Genomic DNA, 16,244 nt, shown 5'->3' with positions numbered 1-16,244 from the left:
GTGGGAGCGGGCTTGCTCGCGAAAGCGGTGGGTCAGCAACATCCCTATCGACTGACACTCCGCCTTCGCGAGCAAGCCCGCTCCCACATTTTTCTAATGCGCCTCATGGAAGCGCATTAGTGGCCATTTAAGATTACTGCGCCTGGTAGATCTGGTCGAACACGCCGCCGTCATTGAAGAATTTCGGCTGCGCGGTTTTCCAGCCGCCGAAGTCCTTGTCGATAGTCACCAGCTCCAGTTTCGGGAACTGGTTGACGTATTTGGCGGCGACATCCTTGTCACGTGGACGATAGAAGTTTTTCGCCGCGATTTCCTGGCCGGCCGGGCTGTACAGATGTTTGAGGTAGGCTTCGGCGATTTGCTCGTTGCCCTTCTTCTCGGCGTTCTTGTCGACCACGGCCACTGGCGGTTCGGCGAGGATCGACAGCGAAGGCACGACGATGTCGAACTTGTCAGCGCCGCCATCTTCCTTCAGCGCCAGGAACGCTTCGTTTTCCCAGGCCAACAGCACGTCGCCCTGACCGTTGTTGACGAAGGTGATGGTCGAACCGCGAGCACCGGTATCCAGCACTGGCACGTGCTTGAACAGGGTCTGCACGTATTCCTTGGCCTTGGCTTCGTCACCGCCGTTGGCTTTCAGGCCGTAAGCCCATGCGGCGAGGAAGTTCCAGCGCGCACCGCCAGAGGTTTTCGGGTTCGGCGTGATCACCGACACATCGTTCTTGACCAGGTCGCCCCAGTCCTTGATGCCTTTTGGGTTGCCCTTGCGCACCAGAAACACGATGGTCGAGGTGTATGGGGTGCTCGCTTCCGGCAGACGCTTCTGCCAGTCAGCCGGCAAGGTCTTGCCCAGCTTGGCGATTTCGTCGATGTCACCGGCCAGCGCCAGGGTCACCACGTCGGCACGAAGGCCATCGATCACCGCCCGGCCCTGCTTGCCCGAACCACCGTGGGACTGCTGGATTTTCACGCTGTCGCCAGGATTGCTTTTCTTCCAGAAATTGACGAACTCGGCGTTGTAATCCTGATACAGCTCACGGGTCGGGTCGTACGACACGTTGAGCAATTCGTAGTCCTTGGCAACCGCGGAACCGGCAAACAGGGCACTGGCCAGGGCGGCCAAAGCGAAATGGCGAATCGACGACATGGTGAAAGCTCCTGGAATTCTATTTGTGTTGGCTAGTTCTTATGGATTTCTGGAATCGCGGTGTCGGTTCAACGGGCGCTTCAGCCCGGTTTGTTACCTGGCTGCTGCAAACGGAATTTTTCTTTGCGTTCGATCTGGACCACTTGGGCGTTGTGCACGGTGATTTCCACTGCACCAAAGCGCAGGTCGCGCAGTGCACTCTGGATTTCACGCAGGATGGTTGCTTCGTCCTGGCCGTCAACGCTACGCAGAGATGCGCTCATGGTGCTGCTCCTTCGACTGAGTGGTTGCCCGGCAGTGAGGGCACTGCTTGCGGCTTGAAACCAATAGTAGAGAGGCGCAGATATTCTTAAAAATACTATTTAAGAATGTTTATATAACCAGAAGACATTATTTGATGGGGCGAGGGTTTGCGGGGGGATGTGGGTTAGAAGATCAATAGATCGCAGCCTTCGGCAGCTCCTACACGGGATGCGTACCCTGTAGGAGCTGCCGCAGGCTGCGATCTTTTAGCCGTTCAAGAAATGGCTGGCTACAGGGGGCTTGCGTACCTGTGTAGGAGCTGCCGAAGGCTGCGATCTTTTCGGGGTTAAGGCAGTTCCAGTTGCCCGGCCGGCACCGGCCGCCCAAACCAGTAGCCCTGCCCTAGGTGACTTCCCTGCTCGAGCAAAAATGCCGCCTGCTCGGCCTGCTCGATCCCTTCAGCCTGCACCTGCATGCCCATGCTCTGCGCCAGCGCGATGATGACCCGCACAATGGCAGCGTCGTCCTCATCACAAGGCAGCCCGGCAACGAAGCCCTGGTCGATCTTGAGCTTCTGCACCGGCAAGCGCTTGAGCCGCAGCAACGACGAGTAGCCGGTGCCGAAATCATCGATGGCCAGCCGCACGCCCAACTCTCGCAGGCGATGCATTTGCTCCAGCGCGACTTCAGGGTCCTCCATCACCGCGCTTTCCGTGACCTCAAGCTCCAGGCAGGCCGGGTCCAAACCGGTCTCATGCAGCACCTGCGCCACTTGCTGGTACAGCTCACGACGGGCAAACAATCGCGGTGAGACATTCACCGCGACAAACGACAACGCCATGCCAGCCTGCCGCCATTGGCACATTTGCTGACACGCCTGGCGCATGACCCACGCGTCGATTTCGGCAATCAGTCCGGTTCGCTCGGCGACGGGAATAAACTCTGCCGGCGACACCAGGCCCCGCTGCGGATGCTCCCAGCGCACCAGCGCCTCGACGCCGATCATTCGGCTGGTCTGGAGATTGTGAACCGGCTGGTAATGAACCCGCAGTTGCTGCTGCTCCAGCGCACGTCGCAACTCGAAGGACAGTTCAACCCGCCGCCGGGCATGGGCGGTCAACTCCTCGGTGTAGAGCGCGTAACCATTGCGGCCAGCGCTCTTGGCCTTGAACAGCGCGGAATCGGCATTGCGCAGCAACTGCTCGGCGCTCAAGGCATCGCTGGGGAAGAGGCTGATACCGATGCTGGTGTTGATGAACAGCTGATGCCCATCAATAGAGAACGGCTCCTTGAGACCATCGATGATGCGCTGGGCCAGCGCCGCAGCCTGCACCAAATGCGGACAGCTCTCGGCCAGCACGGCAAATTCATCGCCACCCAACCGCGCCAGTGTGATGCCAGGACCGAATATCGCCTTCAAGCGCTCCGCCACGGCTTTGAGCAACTGGTCACCGATGGAGTGCCCGAGACTGTCGTTGATCATCTTGAAATGGTCCAGGTCGACCATCAGCAACGCACAGCCACGCTTGTTGAGCTGCGCCGACGTAAGGGCCTGCTCGACGCGATCGGTGATCAGCAGGCGATTGGGCAGATCGGTCAGCGGATCGTGGTGCGCCAAGTGCACCAGTTCATGTTCGGAATTCTTGATCGCACTGATGTCGGAAAACACCGCCACGTAATGACTGCGCCGCCCCTGCTCATCGTGAATCATGCGTATGGTCTGCCATTGCGGGTAGACCTCCCCGCTTTTGCGACGATTCCAGATCTCCCCGCTCCATTCGCCCAAGTTGTCGAGCGTGGCGAACATCGCCTGATAGAAATCCGCCGAATGACGCCCGGATTTGAAAAGGCTGGGTCGTTGCCCCAGCACTTCGTCGCGTTGATAGCCGGTGATCTCCATGAATGCCCGATTGACGTGGACAATCAGGCCCTCGCAATTGGTGACCAACACACCCTCGCGGGTGCAATCAAACACTGCGGCCGCCTGACGCAAACGCTCTCGGTCTTCGCTGCGTTCTCGCAATTTGGCGCCGATGCCAAGGCAACGAAACAGCCGGGCACGGGCGAAAAAGATTAATCCGGCGCTCAACACCACCCATGCATAACCGTTGATCAGTTGCCATCGCAAACGCTCGACCGAGTCATCGAAGAAACGGTTCAATAAAGAGTCACTGAGCTGCAGCCAGACCACAGAAAGCAACAGGTAAAGCAGCGCTGCGCGCAAGGCATCGCGATAGCTGGCAGGCATAAGACTGTCCATGTCCCTACATAAATAGCGGGATTATAAGTCAAAGACACATCCAGCCACTCTTATCTGAAAGGGCGACTGGTTTTCTCTGTGGGCTTGGTGATAATGCATCGGCTGTTTTTTCTTTATCGAGGGCCCTATAGCCTATGTGGTACGAAGGTTTTCTCGGCTTGTCACCCTGGTCGCTGGTGGCAGTCACCTTGCTGATGACCCACGTGACGATCATCGGCGTCACGGTCTATCTACACCGTTATTCAGCCCATCGCTCGCTTGAGCTGAATGCTGGCCTGAAACATTTCTTCCGCTTTTGGCTGTGGCTGACCACCGCCCAGAACACCCGTGAGTGGACGGCTATCCACCGCAAGCACCACGCCAAATGCGAAACCGAAGATGACCCGCACAGCCCGGTCATCAAGGGGTTGTCCACCGTCTTGCGCAAAGGTGCCGAGCTGTACCGAGCCGAAGCGGAAAACCCAGAGACCCTGCGCATCTACGGCAAGAACTGCCCGGATGACTGGATCGAACGCAACCTCTATACCCGCTTCCCGCTGCTGGGCGTGGCGATCATGGGCGTCATCGACCTGCTGCTGTTCGGCACCATCGGTATCACCATCTGGGCCATCCAGATGATGTGGATTCCGGTGTGGGCCGCCGGTGTGGTCAATGGCCTGGGCCATGCCATCGGCTACCGTAACTTCGAATGCCGCGATGCGGCGACCAACCTGGTGCCCTGGGGCATCCTGATCGGCGGTGAAGAGCTGCACAACAACCATCACACCTACCCTAATTCGGCAAAATTGTCGGTGAAAAAGTGGGAATTCGATCTGGGCTGGGCCTGGATTCAAGTGTTCAGCTTCCTGCGCCTGGCCAAGGTTCAGCGAGTCGCGCCAATCGCCCATCGCGTCGAAGGCAAGGGCAATCTGGACATGGACACTGCCATGGCAATCCTCAACAACCGCTTCCAGATCATGGCCCAGTACCGCAAATTGGTGATCGGCCCACTGGTCAAGCAAGAGCTGGAAAAGGTCGATCACTCGGTCCGCCATCAATTCCACCGGGCCAAACGCCTGCTTTCGCGGGAAACCAGTCTGCTGGATGAAAAGCATCACATGCGCATCCAGAACATGCTCGAGCACAGTCAGGCGTTGAAGGTAATTTACGAGAAACGGCTCGCCCTGCAGCAGATCTGGGTCAAGACCAGCTCAAATGGTCACGACATGCTGGCCGCCATCAAGGACTGGGTACACGAAGCCGAAGCCAGCGGGATTCAATCCTTGCGTGACTTCGCCGATCAGTTGAAAACCTACTCCCTGCGCCCTAACGCCGCCTGACACCGTTGATCGGTGCGCCCCGCTTCTTGGGCGCACCTTCCGGAACTTCGCTTCAAATCCCCTATCTCAAAATGACTTCGCCACCCAGGCAGGCTTCATTGTGGCCGCTATCAATCCCGGGCTGGCGCACGCCTTTTGAGATTTGTGCCGATGGTCAATAACAACCTGAAAGACCCATCTCCACCGCAGTGGCCCGAGGCCGCCCAAACCCTGCTGGCGCTGATGCGCGCCCAGGGTGAAGTGGCGCGACTGAGCGAACGCGAACAGCTGTTCAGCACCCTGCTGGTGAGCGTCAATGCAGTACTGTGGGCACTCGACTGGGAAACCCGTCAGGTGCTGTATGTCAGCCCCGCCTACGAACGGATTTTCGGTCGCAGCCCCGACCTGCTGCTATCCGACTGTAACCAGTGGCGCGACAGCATCCACCCCGACGATTTGGAATACGCCGAGCGTAGCCTGGCGCAGGTGCTGGAAAAAGGTGCTGTTGAAGACCGCGAATACCGGATCATCGACGCCGACGGCCAAGTGCGCTGGCTCAGCGACAAATGCTTTATCAACCGTCAGCCTGAGCCAGGCCAGCCGGTGATCATTGTTGGTATCGCCGAAGACATTACCGACAAAAAGCAGCTGGAAGCCGAGCTGCAACGCCTGGCCACCACCGATGCCCTGACCCAGAGCAGCAACCGCCGGCACTTTTTCGATGGCGCTCACGAAGAATTCGAACAGGCGCGACAAAAGGGCGAACCGCTGTCGTTCCTGATGCTGGACATCGATGACTTCAAAGTGATCAACGACACCTATGGTCACCAGGAAGGCGACAACGTGCTGCAGCACATCGCCGACAGCGGCCGCGCGGCACTGCGACGTGGTGATCTGTTCGGGCGCATTGGCGGTGAGGAGTTCGCGGCGGTTTTCCCCGGCTGTACCCCGGAGATGGCCCTGCAAGTGGCCGAACGCCTGCAACGGCAGATCCAGCGCTTGAGCTTCAACCATGACGGCCAGACATTTGGCATCACGGTCAGCCAGGGCCTGACCAGCCTCACCGCCGAAGACGAAAGCATCGACAGCCTGTTTGCCCGTGCGGACGCCGCGATGTATCGGGCCAAGCGAGAGGGCAAGAACCGGATCGTTACCGACTGACGCATCGCTCCCTGTAGGAGCTGTCGAGTGCAACGAGGCTGCGATCTTTTGATTTTTAAGGGCAAGATCAAAAGATCGCAGCCTTCGGCAGCTCCTACAAAGGATCCTGGGCGCTACTTCTTGCGCATCCGCATCAGCTCCGGCAAACCGATCTTGAGCAGTCGCGCCGTCCGGCTGTTGGCCAGTTCCTCCACGCCCTCATGCCCAGGCAACCGCGCCAGCTGCGCCGCCATGTTCATCACCAGCGCTTCGCGCGAGTAAACCCCGCCACCGAGCTGGTAGACCGCTGCAATCAGTTGTCGCAGCTCCAGCGGCAGCCGCCAGCGCGTACGCAACGCCGAACCGTAGGCCGCGCCGAATTCGGCAAGCGCCTCACCAATCGCTTCCTGTTCCTCCAGTTTGCCGCCGGCCTGTTTCCATTCCTGCAAACAACGCAGTAACGCCAAATCACCCAGGCGATGCAGCATGCCGGCGCAGTAACAGCGGGACTGGTCAATATCGAGCAAGCGCGCCAGCGTTCGCGCATATTCAGCCGTGTGCAGCGACAAATCCCAATATCGCTCGGCATAGTCCGCCAGAAACGGATCGCTGAGCCGGGCGCTGCGCTTGAGGGTCAGCCCCAGAATCAGGTTCATGCTTTGCCCGGTGCCCAATCGGTGCAGCGCCTGGGACAGGGTCTGCACGGCTGCACCATGGTGCTGGGCCGCGCTGTTGGCGGCAGCAATGAGCACGGCCGTCACCTGCGGATCAGTGCGGATCTCATCTTCCAGCACCGTCAGATCGAGACCGTCGGGATTGAGACTACGCTTGACCGCCAGCTGCACGTCGGTCATCAACGGCGCACCCTCGGCCAGTTCACGACGACGCTCCAGGAACACCGATAAGGTCATGCCCGGCGCCAGTGTCGGCACTTCGCATGTCACTTCTTGACCGGCGTTCACCAGCAAATCCTGCAGACGATGGGTCAGGCTTTCCATGTTCAGCGGTTTGGTGAGATACGCGGTGGGTGCGAGTGGTAATGCTTCGCGCACGCTCGCGCTGTCGTTGCGGCTGCTCATCAGGATGAAGGGCAAGGGTGGATTGCGTTTGCGCTGACGAACACTGCGCAAGACATTCAGGCCATCGACGCCGGGCAATTCCCAGTCCGCGATCACCAGGTCATAAGGATTTTTCGCCAGTAATTCCAGCGCCTGCTGACCATTGGCGCAAAGGTCCAACCGCGCGTCGCAGCGTACGCTCAATAGAACTTCCTTGAGCAGATCCCGCGACCAGGGGTCGGCCTCGGCAATCAATACTCGTGGAACGGCGGGTAAATTGACGACGGTCATACAGCTCTCCCTGGCAATGCGCAAACCTTAGCCAATGCGGGCCTTTCGATACAGTGAAATAGCGTCGAATGCGTTTTAGCAGGCATGAAAAAACCCGCCGAAGCGGGTTTTTTGTGAACCAGATCACACTCGGTGATCAGAGCTCAGAGAAGCACTCTTCGATGATCGCCAGACCTTTGTCCAGTTGCTCGTCCGGCGAAGTCAGCGGTACCAGGACGCGCAGAACGTTGCCGTAGGTGCCGCAGGACAGCAGGATCAGGCCCTTGTCGCGAGCCTTGGCCACAACGGAGGCTACAGCTGCAGCGTTCGGCTTGTGGCTGTCGCCGTTTTCGAACAGCTCGACCGCGATCATCGCGCCCAGGGCACGCACTTCGCCGATCACCGGATACTTAGCCTGGATAGCCTTCAGGCCAGTCACCAGACGCTCGCCAACAGCCTTGCAGCGGTCCAGCAAGTGCTCTTCTTCGAACACTTCCATCACCGCCAGGGCAGCTGCGCAAGCAATCGGGCTACCAGCGTAGGTGCCACCCAGGCCGCCTGGAGCGATGGCGTCCATGTATTCGGCCTTGCCGCACACACCGGCCAACGGGAAGCCGCCAGCGATGGATTTGGCGAAAGTGGTCAGGTCGGCAGCAACGCCCATCTGTTCCATGGCGAAGAAGGTGCCGGTACGGCCAGCGCCAGTCTGTACTTCGTCAGCGATCAGAAGGATGCCGTGCTGGTCGCACAGGGCACGCAGGCGCTTCATGAATTCTTTAGGAGCGACGTAGAAACCACCTTCGCCCTGAACCGGCTCGATGATGATGGCAGCGATGTCACGCGGCTCGGCGTCGTTCTTGAAGATGCGCTCGATGCTGGCGATCGAATCGTCGATGCTCACGCCGTGCAGTTCGTTCGGGTACAGAGCGCGGAACACGCCGCCTGGCATCAGGCCCATGCCGGCCGAGTAAGGGACGACTTTACCGGTCAGGCCCAGGGTCATCATGGTGCGACCGTGGTAAGCGCCGGTGAAAGCGATGACACCAGCACGGCCAGTGGCGGCACGGGCGATCTTCACGGCGTTTTCTACGGCTTCGGAACCGGTGGTGACCAGCAGGGTTTTCTTGGCGAAATCACCTGGGATCTTGGCGTTGATTTTTTCGCACACTTCTACGTACGGTTCGTAGGCCAGTACCTGGAAGCAGGTGTGGGTCAGCTTGTTCAGCTGCTCGGTCACGGCGGCGATGATTTTCGGGTGCACGTGGCCGGTGTTCAGTACAGCGATACCGCCGGCGAAGTCGATGAATTCACGACCTTCAACGTCGGTCACGGTAGCGTTCTTCGCGGACTCGGCGAAAATCGGGTGGATCTGGCCAACACCACGTGGAACAGCGGCTACACGGCGGGCCATCAAATCAGCGTTAGTCTTGCTCATTACATTCCTCATTCGCCGCTCATCGGTCGGCGTTGTTCAAGGATTAAGCGACGGGGAACAACGGCAGCAGCATGCGATGATCGACTGCCACAGCGTTCCCGGTCACCGAGAAAATTCCGTTTGAAGCGGCACAAAGGGGCAGCGCTCTCGTGCCCTTTGCGCTTGAAGCTATGCCCTGCCAGTGGACTTAGATGCCCAGGCAGAGGTATTTGATTTCCAGATAATCTTCGATGCCGTACTTGGAACCTTCACGGCCCAGGCCCGAAGCCTTGATGCCGCCGAACGGCGCGACTTCGTTGGAGATCAGACCGGTGTTGACGCCAACCATGCCGTATTCCAGGGCTTCAGCCACACGGAACACACGGCCCAAATCACGAGCGTAGAAGTACGAGGCCAGGCCGAACTCGGTGTCGTTGGACATCGCGATCACATCGGCTTCGTCTTTGAAACGGAACAGCGGCGCCAATGGACCGAAGGTTTCTTCCTTGGCCACAGCAGCGTTGTTCGGGACGTTGGTCAGGATGGTCGGCTCGAAGAAGTTGCCTTCCATCGGCTTGCCACCCGACAGTACGGTCGCGCCTTTGCTGACGGCGTCGGCGATGTGTTCTTGCACCTTGGCCACGGCTTTTTCGTCGATCAGCGGGCCAGTGGTGGTGCCATCTTCCAGACCGTTACCGATCTTCAATTTGGCCACAGCGGCTTTCAGCTTCTCGGCGAATACATCGTAAACGCCGTCCTGAATGTACAGGCGGTTAGCGCAGACGCAGGTCTGGCCGTTGTTGCGGTACTTGGAAATGATCGCGCCTTCGACGGCCTTATCCAGGTCGGCGTCGTCGAACACGATGAACGGAGCGTTGCCGCCCAGTTCCAGGGACACTTTCTTGATGTCCTTGGCGCATTCCGACATCAGTTGACGACCGATTTCGGTCGAACCGGTGAAGGACAATTTACGTACGATCGGGTTGCTGGTCAGCTCGCTGCCGATGTCGCCGGCGCTGCCGGTCACAACGCTGAACACGCCAGCCGGGATGCCGGCACGCTGGGCCAATTCAGCCAGGGCCAGAGCGGAGAACGGAGTTTGCGAAGCAGGCTTGAGCACCATGGTGCAACCGGCGGCCAAGGCCGGGCCGGCTTTACGGGTGATCATCGCGGCAGGGAAGTTCCACGGGGTGATGGCAGCGGTCACGCCGATTGGCTGCTTGATCACGATCAGGCGCTTGTCTGGCTGGTGGCCCGGAATCACGTCACCGTAGATGCGCTTGGCTTCTTCGGCGAACCACTCGATGAAGGAAGCGGCGTAAACGATTTCGCCCTTGGCTTCGGCCAATGGCTTGCCTTGTTCCATGGTCATCAGGCGAGCCAGGTCGTCCTGATTCTCGATCATCAGTTCGAACCAACGACGCAGTTTGCCTGCACGTTCCTTGGCGGTCAGTGCACGCCAGGCCGGCAGCGCCTTGTCAGCAGCTTCGATCGCACGACGGGTTTCGGCAGCGCCCATTTTCGGCACGGTGCCCAGAATTTCGCCCGTTGCCGGGTTATTGACCTTGATCGTCAGACCATTGTCCGCATCAACCCAAGCGCCATTCACGAAGGCTTGCTGGCGGAACAACTGGGTGTCTTTAAGCTGCATGTCGGCTTTCCTTAACAGCACCGCAATGAATGCGGAGCAAATTATGATTGTAGAAAGGCGCCTCGTTAGGCTGCCGTCAGGGAAATCATTCACCGGGCTGAAGCACATAAATAGCGCACGTATTGGATTCGCGCGGTTCAGCACCCAGACAAGAGCGTTTGAAATCTCAAACGAATCCTAGGATCAAAGGGGGTAAAGGACAATAGGCTGTTCGAAAAAAAGAACGAAAACGACGCTTTTGCCTCAATTTTCTGATCAGCGTAGTAAACGCGCGCTACAGCTTCGAAAAAACGCAGGCTATTCAGCAGCATGGACGCCCGCCATGCATATGAGTATCATGGCGCCCGCTGCACCAGTAGCTCAGCTGGATAGAGTACTGCCCTCCGAAGGCAGGGGTCGTGGGTTCGAATCCCGCCTGGTGCACCATACGTTTTTTGAGAAAGCCTCAGTCCCGTTGGGTCTGGGGCTTTTTTGTGGGCGTTTGAAAGCTGGCACCTAATGATCAATGCTGCTTTCATCAAACAGCCGGCTTATATCTCTCGCACTGTGCAGTACGCGTTCGATTTTGATTCTGTCGTCCATCAAACAGTAGAAAACCAGGTACCGGCCATGGGGAAGCATCCGTAATCCCTTAGCACAATCATCTCTTGAAACACCCAAATTCGGTTGCTCGATCAAGCGTGTGCACTGCGTGCGTAGCTCGCCCACAAACGTTCGGGCCCGTTCAGGATTGTCTCTGGCGATGAATCGAGCGATGTGCTGGAGATCGTCCCGTGCCAATGCAGCAAATAGCAATTGCCTCACGGATGGTTTTGCTCAGCTGCTACCTGATCAATCAGCACATCAAGCTCCGCAAATACAATATCGGCAGAAATGGCCGGACGCGGATCGTTGCGGCTAGCCGCGATGGCTTCCCGAAGTTCGGCAGCCTGTAGCCGATCCAGCAGTTGCTGATAGGTCGCGTGCGGTAAAAGGTAGGCGGCAGGACGATTGTGGTTGAGCACAGCAACAGGCTCGGAACCAGCTTGTTCGATTACAGTGCTCGGGCTGCGCTTAAGCTCGGTGATACTGACCGAACGACTCGCAAGTAGCTGCTCCATGACACCCCCAGTAGGTACTAAAAATAGTACCTAATAGTGCTCCTTACTTTGCGTGAGGGTCAACTGTCTCCGACCAGTGCTGTTTCGTGGGTGTTATTTTTTGAACACGGCTTGGTCAATCACAACCGTGACTACCGATGGGGGCGCCTGATAAGGCAGTAATTTCAGCCTATAAAAAACCCCTGGGCAGTCTCAGCGCTGAAGCGCATCAACCGACAGGGGCCTTGTTGGGGGCGATTATAAGGACTGAGGAGACATGGGCAACTAACTACTTGTTTCCCATAATCGTCAGGATGTTTCAGCCAGCAAGCCTCCATGCCGATCAGGCAGGACGCGCGCCGCCCGTAGCAGCTGACTGATGAATTGGGTCACAAAAAAACCGCCGAAGCGGCTAATGCCAGTCAGTTAGGGAATTGTAAGAGCGAGCTTGCTCGCGAAAGACTCAAAAACGGCGCGGTTACTTAAATAAATACGCGGTATCGTTAGCCATTTTCGCGAGCAAGCTCGCTCCTACAGAGGCCTTCATCGCTTAACTGACCGGCATTAGCCGAAGCGGCCTTTCACTCCGTCGTCCAATCAAACTCATCGTATTCATCATCCTCGTCGTCCTCAAAGAACTCCTCTTCAAGGTCGTCGTCCTCAACAACATCCTCCTCCGGCTGATTCAGCAGAAAATCCTTACGACTCTCGGTAATCGCGCGCCTGAGTTCCTCGCCCTTTTGGGGGCAGTTGAGCATTTGGGCGATGCGGTCGATTTTTTTTGTCACGGCATCCTCCAACGCATCGACTATGGCCCGATAGTGCGCGCTTTCGGGCCTTGATGCCAAATGGTCGAGGGTTATGCGATCAGTTTTTCTTCAGTTCCTTGAGTCGGTGGGTGAGGTTTTTGTCGGGGAAGCGTTTGTGCAGGTCCGCCAGGAGTTTGTCAGCGGCTTTTGTCTGACCGGTTTTTTGCAGGTGAATGACTTCGCGCAGTTGTTCATCCAGCGATTGCACGGGTGCTGCGGCGCGCTTGCTGGCTTTGGCTTCGTCGGCCATGTCGGCGCTGAAGGACTCGCGTTGTGCCGGGGCTACGGATTCTGCCATGGGTGCTGCGGGGGCAGGCATGGCTCCGGCTGGGGCTGCGAGTGATCGGGCGGACATGGGCTCGGCTTCTTTTTTGGCCAGTGGCGCGGCGGCTTTGGGGGCCGGGGCGAAGTCGTAGCTTGGCACTGACTCGGGCGTACGTTGCACCAGCGCGAGCATCAATGCGACGCCGACGAGGCTGGCAAAAGCCACTTGCCAGCGCGGTTGTTGGCAGGCGCGAACCCAGCGTTGCCACAGGCTTGGTTTGGGTGCGGGAAGTTGATTGCGGGCGGCGGCCAGGATGAGGGCGTCGAGGTGGGCCAGTGGTTCGCCGGTGGCTTGCTCGCGGTAGTGTTCGAGCACCTGGTCTGTTCGCTTGGCGTCAGTCATGTCAGTACCTCCTCGGCCAGCAGCCGACGCAGTTTTTGCTGGGCGTAACGCAGGCGGCTCTTGACCGTTTCCAGCGGTGTTTCGGTGAGGATGGCGATCTGCGGCAGGTCGAGATCACTGTAGGCGCGCAGCAGGAAGACTTCGCGCTGGTCGGTGGGTAAGGTTTGCAACGCGGCTTCCAGGCGCTGGGTGTCGCGACTGAAGCTCAGCAATTGCTCGGGATCGGCTGTGTCGTCGGCCTGGGCGTGGGTTTGTTCGTCATAACTGTCGTGTAACGGTTGATGGACGCCGTGCTTGCGCCAGTGATCGATCAATCGGTTGCGGGCAATCTGGTAAAGCCAAGTACGAAACGTCGCTCTGCCTTGTGGCTGAGTGCCGCTGCGAATCAGGCTCAGCCAGGTTTCCTGATACACCTCCTCTGCCCTCTCCTCGCTGCCGCTGAGCCCCAGCAGAAAGCGGAACAATCCTTGACGATGGCGAGCGTACAGAATCTCGAACGCCGCGCCGTCGCCCTCGCGATAACGGGCCAGCAGCGACTCATCACTGCTGGTATCAAGGCTGTTGGCAGAAGCAAACAGCTGGCTGATGAACCCCTTCAGTCGGTTCACTATTCAATCCGTTGTTCAGTGGCAGTGGAATTCGACGCGGTGGTGGTACGCAGGCTCTGTGTCAGTTCCACCAATTGCACGAATTCGCCACGCAGGCCGAATCGGTCGTCGCCCCGTGCGCTACGGGCCAGTGTTTCAGTGTCCTTGAGGCTGAATTCGCCGGTGTAGCGGCCATCCTTGAGCTGCTGGGAAAACGCCGCCACCGCTGCGGCGAAGCGCAGGTCATCACTGGTTTTACCCGCTGGCGTGTTAGCAATCGGGCGTTCGATCAAGCGACTATTCCCACCTTCGGGTAACTGATAACGCACACGCAGCATTGCCAATTCCCCATACTTGTCGGAGGCACCGGCGCCCGGTTTACCGTAGCGCAACGGCTCCAACCAGCCCTTCTCGCCCGTGGGTACAATTTCGTACAACGCCGTCACCGTATGCCCTGCGCCGATTTCCCCGGCATCAACCTTGTCATTACTAAAGTCCTCACGTTTCAGCGCACGGTTTTCATAACCCAGCAGGCGATATTCACTGACCTGCGCCGGGTTGAATTCGACTTGCAGCTTGACGTTCTTCGCCACCGTGGCGAGGGTCGAACCGAGCTGATCCACCAGCACCTTGCGCGCCTCGCGCAGGTTGTCGATGTAGGCGTAGTTGCCATCGCCGGCATCGGCAAGTTGTTCCATCAGCTGTTCATTGTAGTTATCCACACCGAAACCCAGGGTGGTCAGGGAAACACCCGTTTTGCGTTTATCCACAGCCATTTGCTTGAGGCTGTCGAAGTCGCTGATACCGACGTTGAAGTCTCCGTCGGTGGCCAGCAGCACACGGTTAATACCCTTGGGGATAAACGCCTGTTGCGCCTGTTGATAAGCCAGTTCGATACCTGACGCGCCGGCGGTTGAGCCGCCAGCGGTCAACTGGTCGATGGCTGTACGAATCTTCGTTTTTTCCCGTCCGGAAGTGGGCTCCAAGACGACTCGGGATTCACCGGCATAGACCACCAATGAAACACGATCCTGCTCACGCAATTGATCGACCAGCAATTTCAGCGTGCTCTTGACCAGTGGCAGGCCCTCGCGACGGTCCATCGAGCCGGACACGTCCACCAGAAACACCAGGTTCGCAGGCGCCAGTTCCGCGACCGCGCGGTCCGAGGCCTTGATGCCGATGCGCAGCAACCGGGTATGTGGGTTCCAGGGTGTTGCAGCCAGTTCAGTGGTTACGCCGAAGGGCGAGCCATCGGTGGGCAACGCGTAGTCGTATGGGAAGTAATTGACCATTTCCTCGAGCCGCACCGCGCCTTCCGGTGGCAGACGCCCCTGATTGAGCAAACGGCGGACATTGGCGTACGCGCCGGTATCGACGTCGGCGCTGAAGGTCGAGACAGGTGCTTCGGCGACACTGTGGATAGGGTTATCCACAAGGGTTTGGTAGGTCTCCCGCTGCTCGTCGCGATAGCCCTGTGGATAAGCTTCACCGGCCGGCATCGGCGCTAAACTGGCCAAGGGCGCCGCACGCTTGGCCATCGCACTGTCCGCCATCACGGATTCACGCACCGGCGATTCGGTTTTCAGTTCAGTTTGAGCCGGTGGCTGCACCGCAGCTGACTCGGGATTTGACGAAACACCGCAACCGGCAACGGCCAGCAGCAAACCGGCTGCGAAACCCTGGGCGGCCGGACGGAGAAAATGCAGAGGAAGAGACATGGGGGCTGACCTCAGGATGAAATTGATCCATTCATCCTTTGAGACGGGCAGCCCTGCGAATTGGGGTTAAACCGTTTTGAAAAAATTTCAGCGGTGATAACGCCGCACTACGCTGCTGCTTTTCAGCACGTGGCCTTTGATTTTTTCCAGGAACTGCGCACGGGTCAGGCCGGCGGGCAAGGCATCCGGCGCCAGGTCCAGGGCATAGAGCTGGATGATGTAGTGGTGTGCGCTGTCGCCGACGGGTGGGCAAGGACCGATGTAACCGGTAGTGCCTTTTGTGTTCGTGCCGCCCACGCCTTCAAACGCGGATTTGGCACCGACACCGGCCGGGATCTGATGGGTACTGGCCTTGATGCCGTAATGCACCCAATGATCGGAGCCCTGCCCTTTCTGGCCGTCCGGGTCGTGCATGACGATGGCGTAGCTGAGGGTGCCCGCGGGGCCGGCGTTCCAGGCCAGAGCCGGGGAAACGTTGTGACCGCCGCAACCGGCTGCATCGCTGGCGGCGGCCGAGGTGAACAGGCGGTCATCCGACACGCCCGGGATGTTCAGGGTGAAACGCTCCTGGGCGGCATGTGCCGGCAATTGCACGCAAAGGGCGACTGCCAAAGCCGCCAGCCAAGGGTTCAATGAGGTCAATCGGGTCATCCGGAGCACCTTGTGCGTGTTGGGCCGTCGTCGGCGTGCAAACTATAGCTGGACGGTTCATGGCTTGGCAGTGGGATTTGGATGAACTTTTTGATCGGTGCTGGCCCCGCGACCATGGCGCTGCCTTCGACATCTACGGTTTGCGGGTGTTGGGTGATGGCTGGGTACGACACAAAACTGTAGGAGCCGGCTTGCTGGCCATGGCGGTGGTAGTGTGAGGACGCTACCTGTGTAGGAGCTGCCGAAGGC

16 protein-coding genes and 1 tRNA gene are annotated in these 16,244 nt (G+C 58.6%); 4 read left to right on the top strand and 13 right to left on the bottom strand.

The window, feature by feature from the left end:
• Window positions 1–133: 133 nt before the first annotated feature.
• The 3 genes from ACRESJ_RS11260 to dibA all read right to left on the bottom strand — a co-directional run bounded on the left by ACRESJ_RS11260 (window position 134) and on the right by dibA (window position 3,638).
• The gene (locus ACRESJ_RS11260; RefSeq protein ID WP_431757965.1) at window positions 134–1,147 is read right to left on the bottom strand and encodes a sulfate ABC transporter substrate-binding protein; all 1,014 of its coding nucleotides are present in this window, start codon (window positions 1,145–1,147) and stop codon (window positions 134–136) included.
• A gap of 80 nt (window positions 1,148–1,227) precedes the next feature.
• Window positions 1,228–1,410, bottom strand: a complete 183-nt coding sequence (gene oscA / locus ACRESJ_RS11255) for a sulfur starvation response protein OscA (protein WP_007975618.1) — start codon at window positions 1,408–1,410, stop codon at window positions 1,228–1,230.
• Window positions 1,411–1,736: 326 nt separating this feature from the next.
• The gene (gene dibA / locus ACRESJ_RS11250) at window positions 1,737–3,638 is read right to left on the bottom strand and encodes a phosphodiesterase DibA (RefSeq protein WP_431757964.1); all 1,902 of its coding nucleotides are present in this window, start codon (window positions 3,636–3,638) and stop codon (window positions 1,737–1,739) included.
• 146 nt (window positions 3,639–3,784) lie between these two features.
• Here dibA and desA point away from each other — a divergent pair, with 146 nt between their 5' ends.
• Window positions 3,785–4,969 (top strand): delta-9 fatty acid desaturase DesA, encoded by a 1,185-nt coding sequence (desA, locus tag ACRESJ_RS11245; protein WP_431757963.1) that lies wholly within the window; start codon window positions 3,785–3,787, stop codon window positions 4,967–4,969.
• Window positions 4,970–5,119: 150 nt separating this feature from the next.
• Entirely contained in the window at window positions 5,120–6,109 is a 990-nt protein-coding gene (locus ACRESJ_RS11240; RefSeq protein ID WP_431757962.1) for a GGDEF domain-containing protein, read from the top strand.
• A gap of 113 nt (window positions 6,110–6,222) precedes the next feature.
• Here the strand turns inward: ACRESJ_RS11240 and ACRESJ_RS11235 are convergent, their stop codons facing one another.
• The 3 genes from ACRESJ_RS11235 to gabD all read right to left on the bottom strand — a co-directional run bounded on the left by ACRESJ_RS11235 (window position 6,223) and on the right by gabD (window position 10,481).
• Complete coding sequence (locus tag ACRESJ_RS11235; RefSeq protein WP_431757961.1) at window positions 6,223–7,437, bottom strand: HDOD domain-containing protein; 1,215 nt, start codon at window positions 7,435–7,437, stop codon at window positions 6,223–6,225.
• A gap of 136 nt (window positions 7,438–7,573) precedes the next feature.
• Window positions 7,574–8,851: a 4-aminobutyrate--2-oxoglutarate transaminase gene (gene gabT / locus ACRESJ_RS11230; protein WP_431757960.1), complete on the bottom strand. Its 1,278-nt coding sequence runs from the start codon at window positions 8,849–8,851 to the stop codon at window positions 7,574–7,576.
• Between the two features lie 187 nt (window positions 8,852–9,038).
• Window positions 9,039–10,481 (bottom strand): NADP-dependent succinate-semialdehyde dehydrogenase, encoded by a 1,443-nt coding sequence (gene gabD, locus ACRESJ_RS11225; protein ID WP_431757959.1) that lies wholly within the window; start codon window positions 10,479–10,481, stop codon window positions 9,039–9,041.
• Window positions 10,482–10,830: 349 nt separating this feature from the next.
• On the opposite strand from gabD, the gene ACRESJ_RS11220 reads away from it, so the two are divergent.
• Window positions 10,831–10,907 (top strand) — tRNA-Arg (locus tag ACRESJ_RS11220).
• A gap of 69 nt (window positions 10,908–10,976) precedes the next feature.
• On the opposite strand, the gene ACRESJ_RS11215 is transcribed toward ACRESJ_RS11220, so the two are convergent.
• The 7 genes from ACRESJ_RS11215 to ACRESJ_RS11185 all read right to left on the bottom strand — a co-directional run bounded on the left by ACRESJ_RS11215 (window position 10,977) and on the right by ACRESJ_RS11185 (window position 15,995).
• Window positions 10,977–11,285 carry a type II toxin-antitoxin system RelE/ParE family toxin gene (locus ACRESJ_RS11215; protein WP_431757958.1) on the bottom strand — a complete coding sequence of 103 codons (309 nt, stop codon included), beginning with the start codon at window positions 11,283–11,285 and terminating at the stop codon, window positions 10,977–10,979.
• Complete coding sequence (locus ACRESJ_RS11210; RefSeq protein WP_431757957.1) at window positions 11,282–11,581, bottom strand: type II toxin-antitoxin system Phd/YefM family antitoxin; 300 nt, start codon at window positions 11,579–11,581, stop codon at window positions 11,282–11,284. The genes ACRESJ_RS11215 and ACRESJ_RS11210 overlap by 4 nt, the downstream gene beginning before the upstream one ends.
• Before the next feature lie 560 nt (window positions 11,582–12,141).
• Window positions 12,142–12,408 carry a hypothetical protein gene (locus ACRESJ_RS11205; RefSeq protein ID WP_431757956.1) on the bottom strand — a complete coding sequence of 89 codons (267 nt, stop codon included), beginning with the start codon at window positions 12,406–12,408 and terminating at the stop codon, window positions 12,142–12,144.
• A gap of 19 nt (window positions 12,409–12,427) precedes the next feature.
• A complete protein-coding gene (locus ACRESJ_RS11200) occupies window positions 12,428–13,036 on the bottom strand; it encodes a hypothetical protein (protein WP_431757955.1) in 609 nt (202 codons plus the stop codon).
• Window positions 13,033–13,614, bottom strand: coding sequence for an RNA polymerase sigma factor (locus ACRESJ_RS11195; RefSeq protein WP_431757966.1), 582 nt, complete (start codon window positions 13,612–13,614; stop codon window positions 13,033–13,035). The genes ACRESJ_RS11200 and ACRESJ_RS11195 overlap by 4 nt, the downstream gene beginning before the upstream one ends.
• 29 nt (window positions 13,615–13,643) lie before the next feature.
• Window positions 13,644–15,344: a vWA domain-containing protein gene (locus ACRESJ_RS11190; protein WP_431757954.1), complete on the bottom strand. Its 1,701-nt coding sequence runs from the start codon at window positions 15,342–15,344 to the stop codon at window positions 13,644–13,646.
• A gap of 87 nt (window positions 15,345–15,431) precedes the next feature.
• Window positions 15,432–15,995: a YbhB/YbcL family Raf kinase inhibitor-like protein gene (locus tag ACRESJ_RS11185; RefSeq protein WP_431757953.1), complete on the bottom strand. Its 564-nt coding sequence runs from the start codon at window positions 15,993–15,995 to the stop codon at window positions 15,432–15,434.
• Window positions 15,996–16,054: 59 nt separating this feature from the next.
• On the opposite strand from ACRESJ_RS11185, the gene ACRESJ_RS11180 reads away from it, so the two are divergent.
• Window positions 16,055–16,213, top strand: a complete 159-nt coding sequence (locus ACRESJ_RS11180; protein ID WP_431757952.1) for a hypothetical protein — start codon at window positions 16,055–16,057, stop codon at window positions 16,211–16,213.
• Window positions 16,214–16,244 lie beyond the last annotated feature (31 nt).

The sequence above is a fragment of the Pseudomonas sp. genome (assembly GCF_050739655.1).
In the GTDB taxonomy this organism is placed as follows: domain Bacteria; phylum Pseudomonadota; class Gammaproteobacteria; order Pseudomonadales; family Pseudomonadaceae; genus Aquipseudomonas.
Note: the sequence above shows the minus strand (reverse complement) of the source record. Positions and strands in the feature narration are given on the sequence as shown.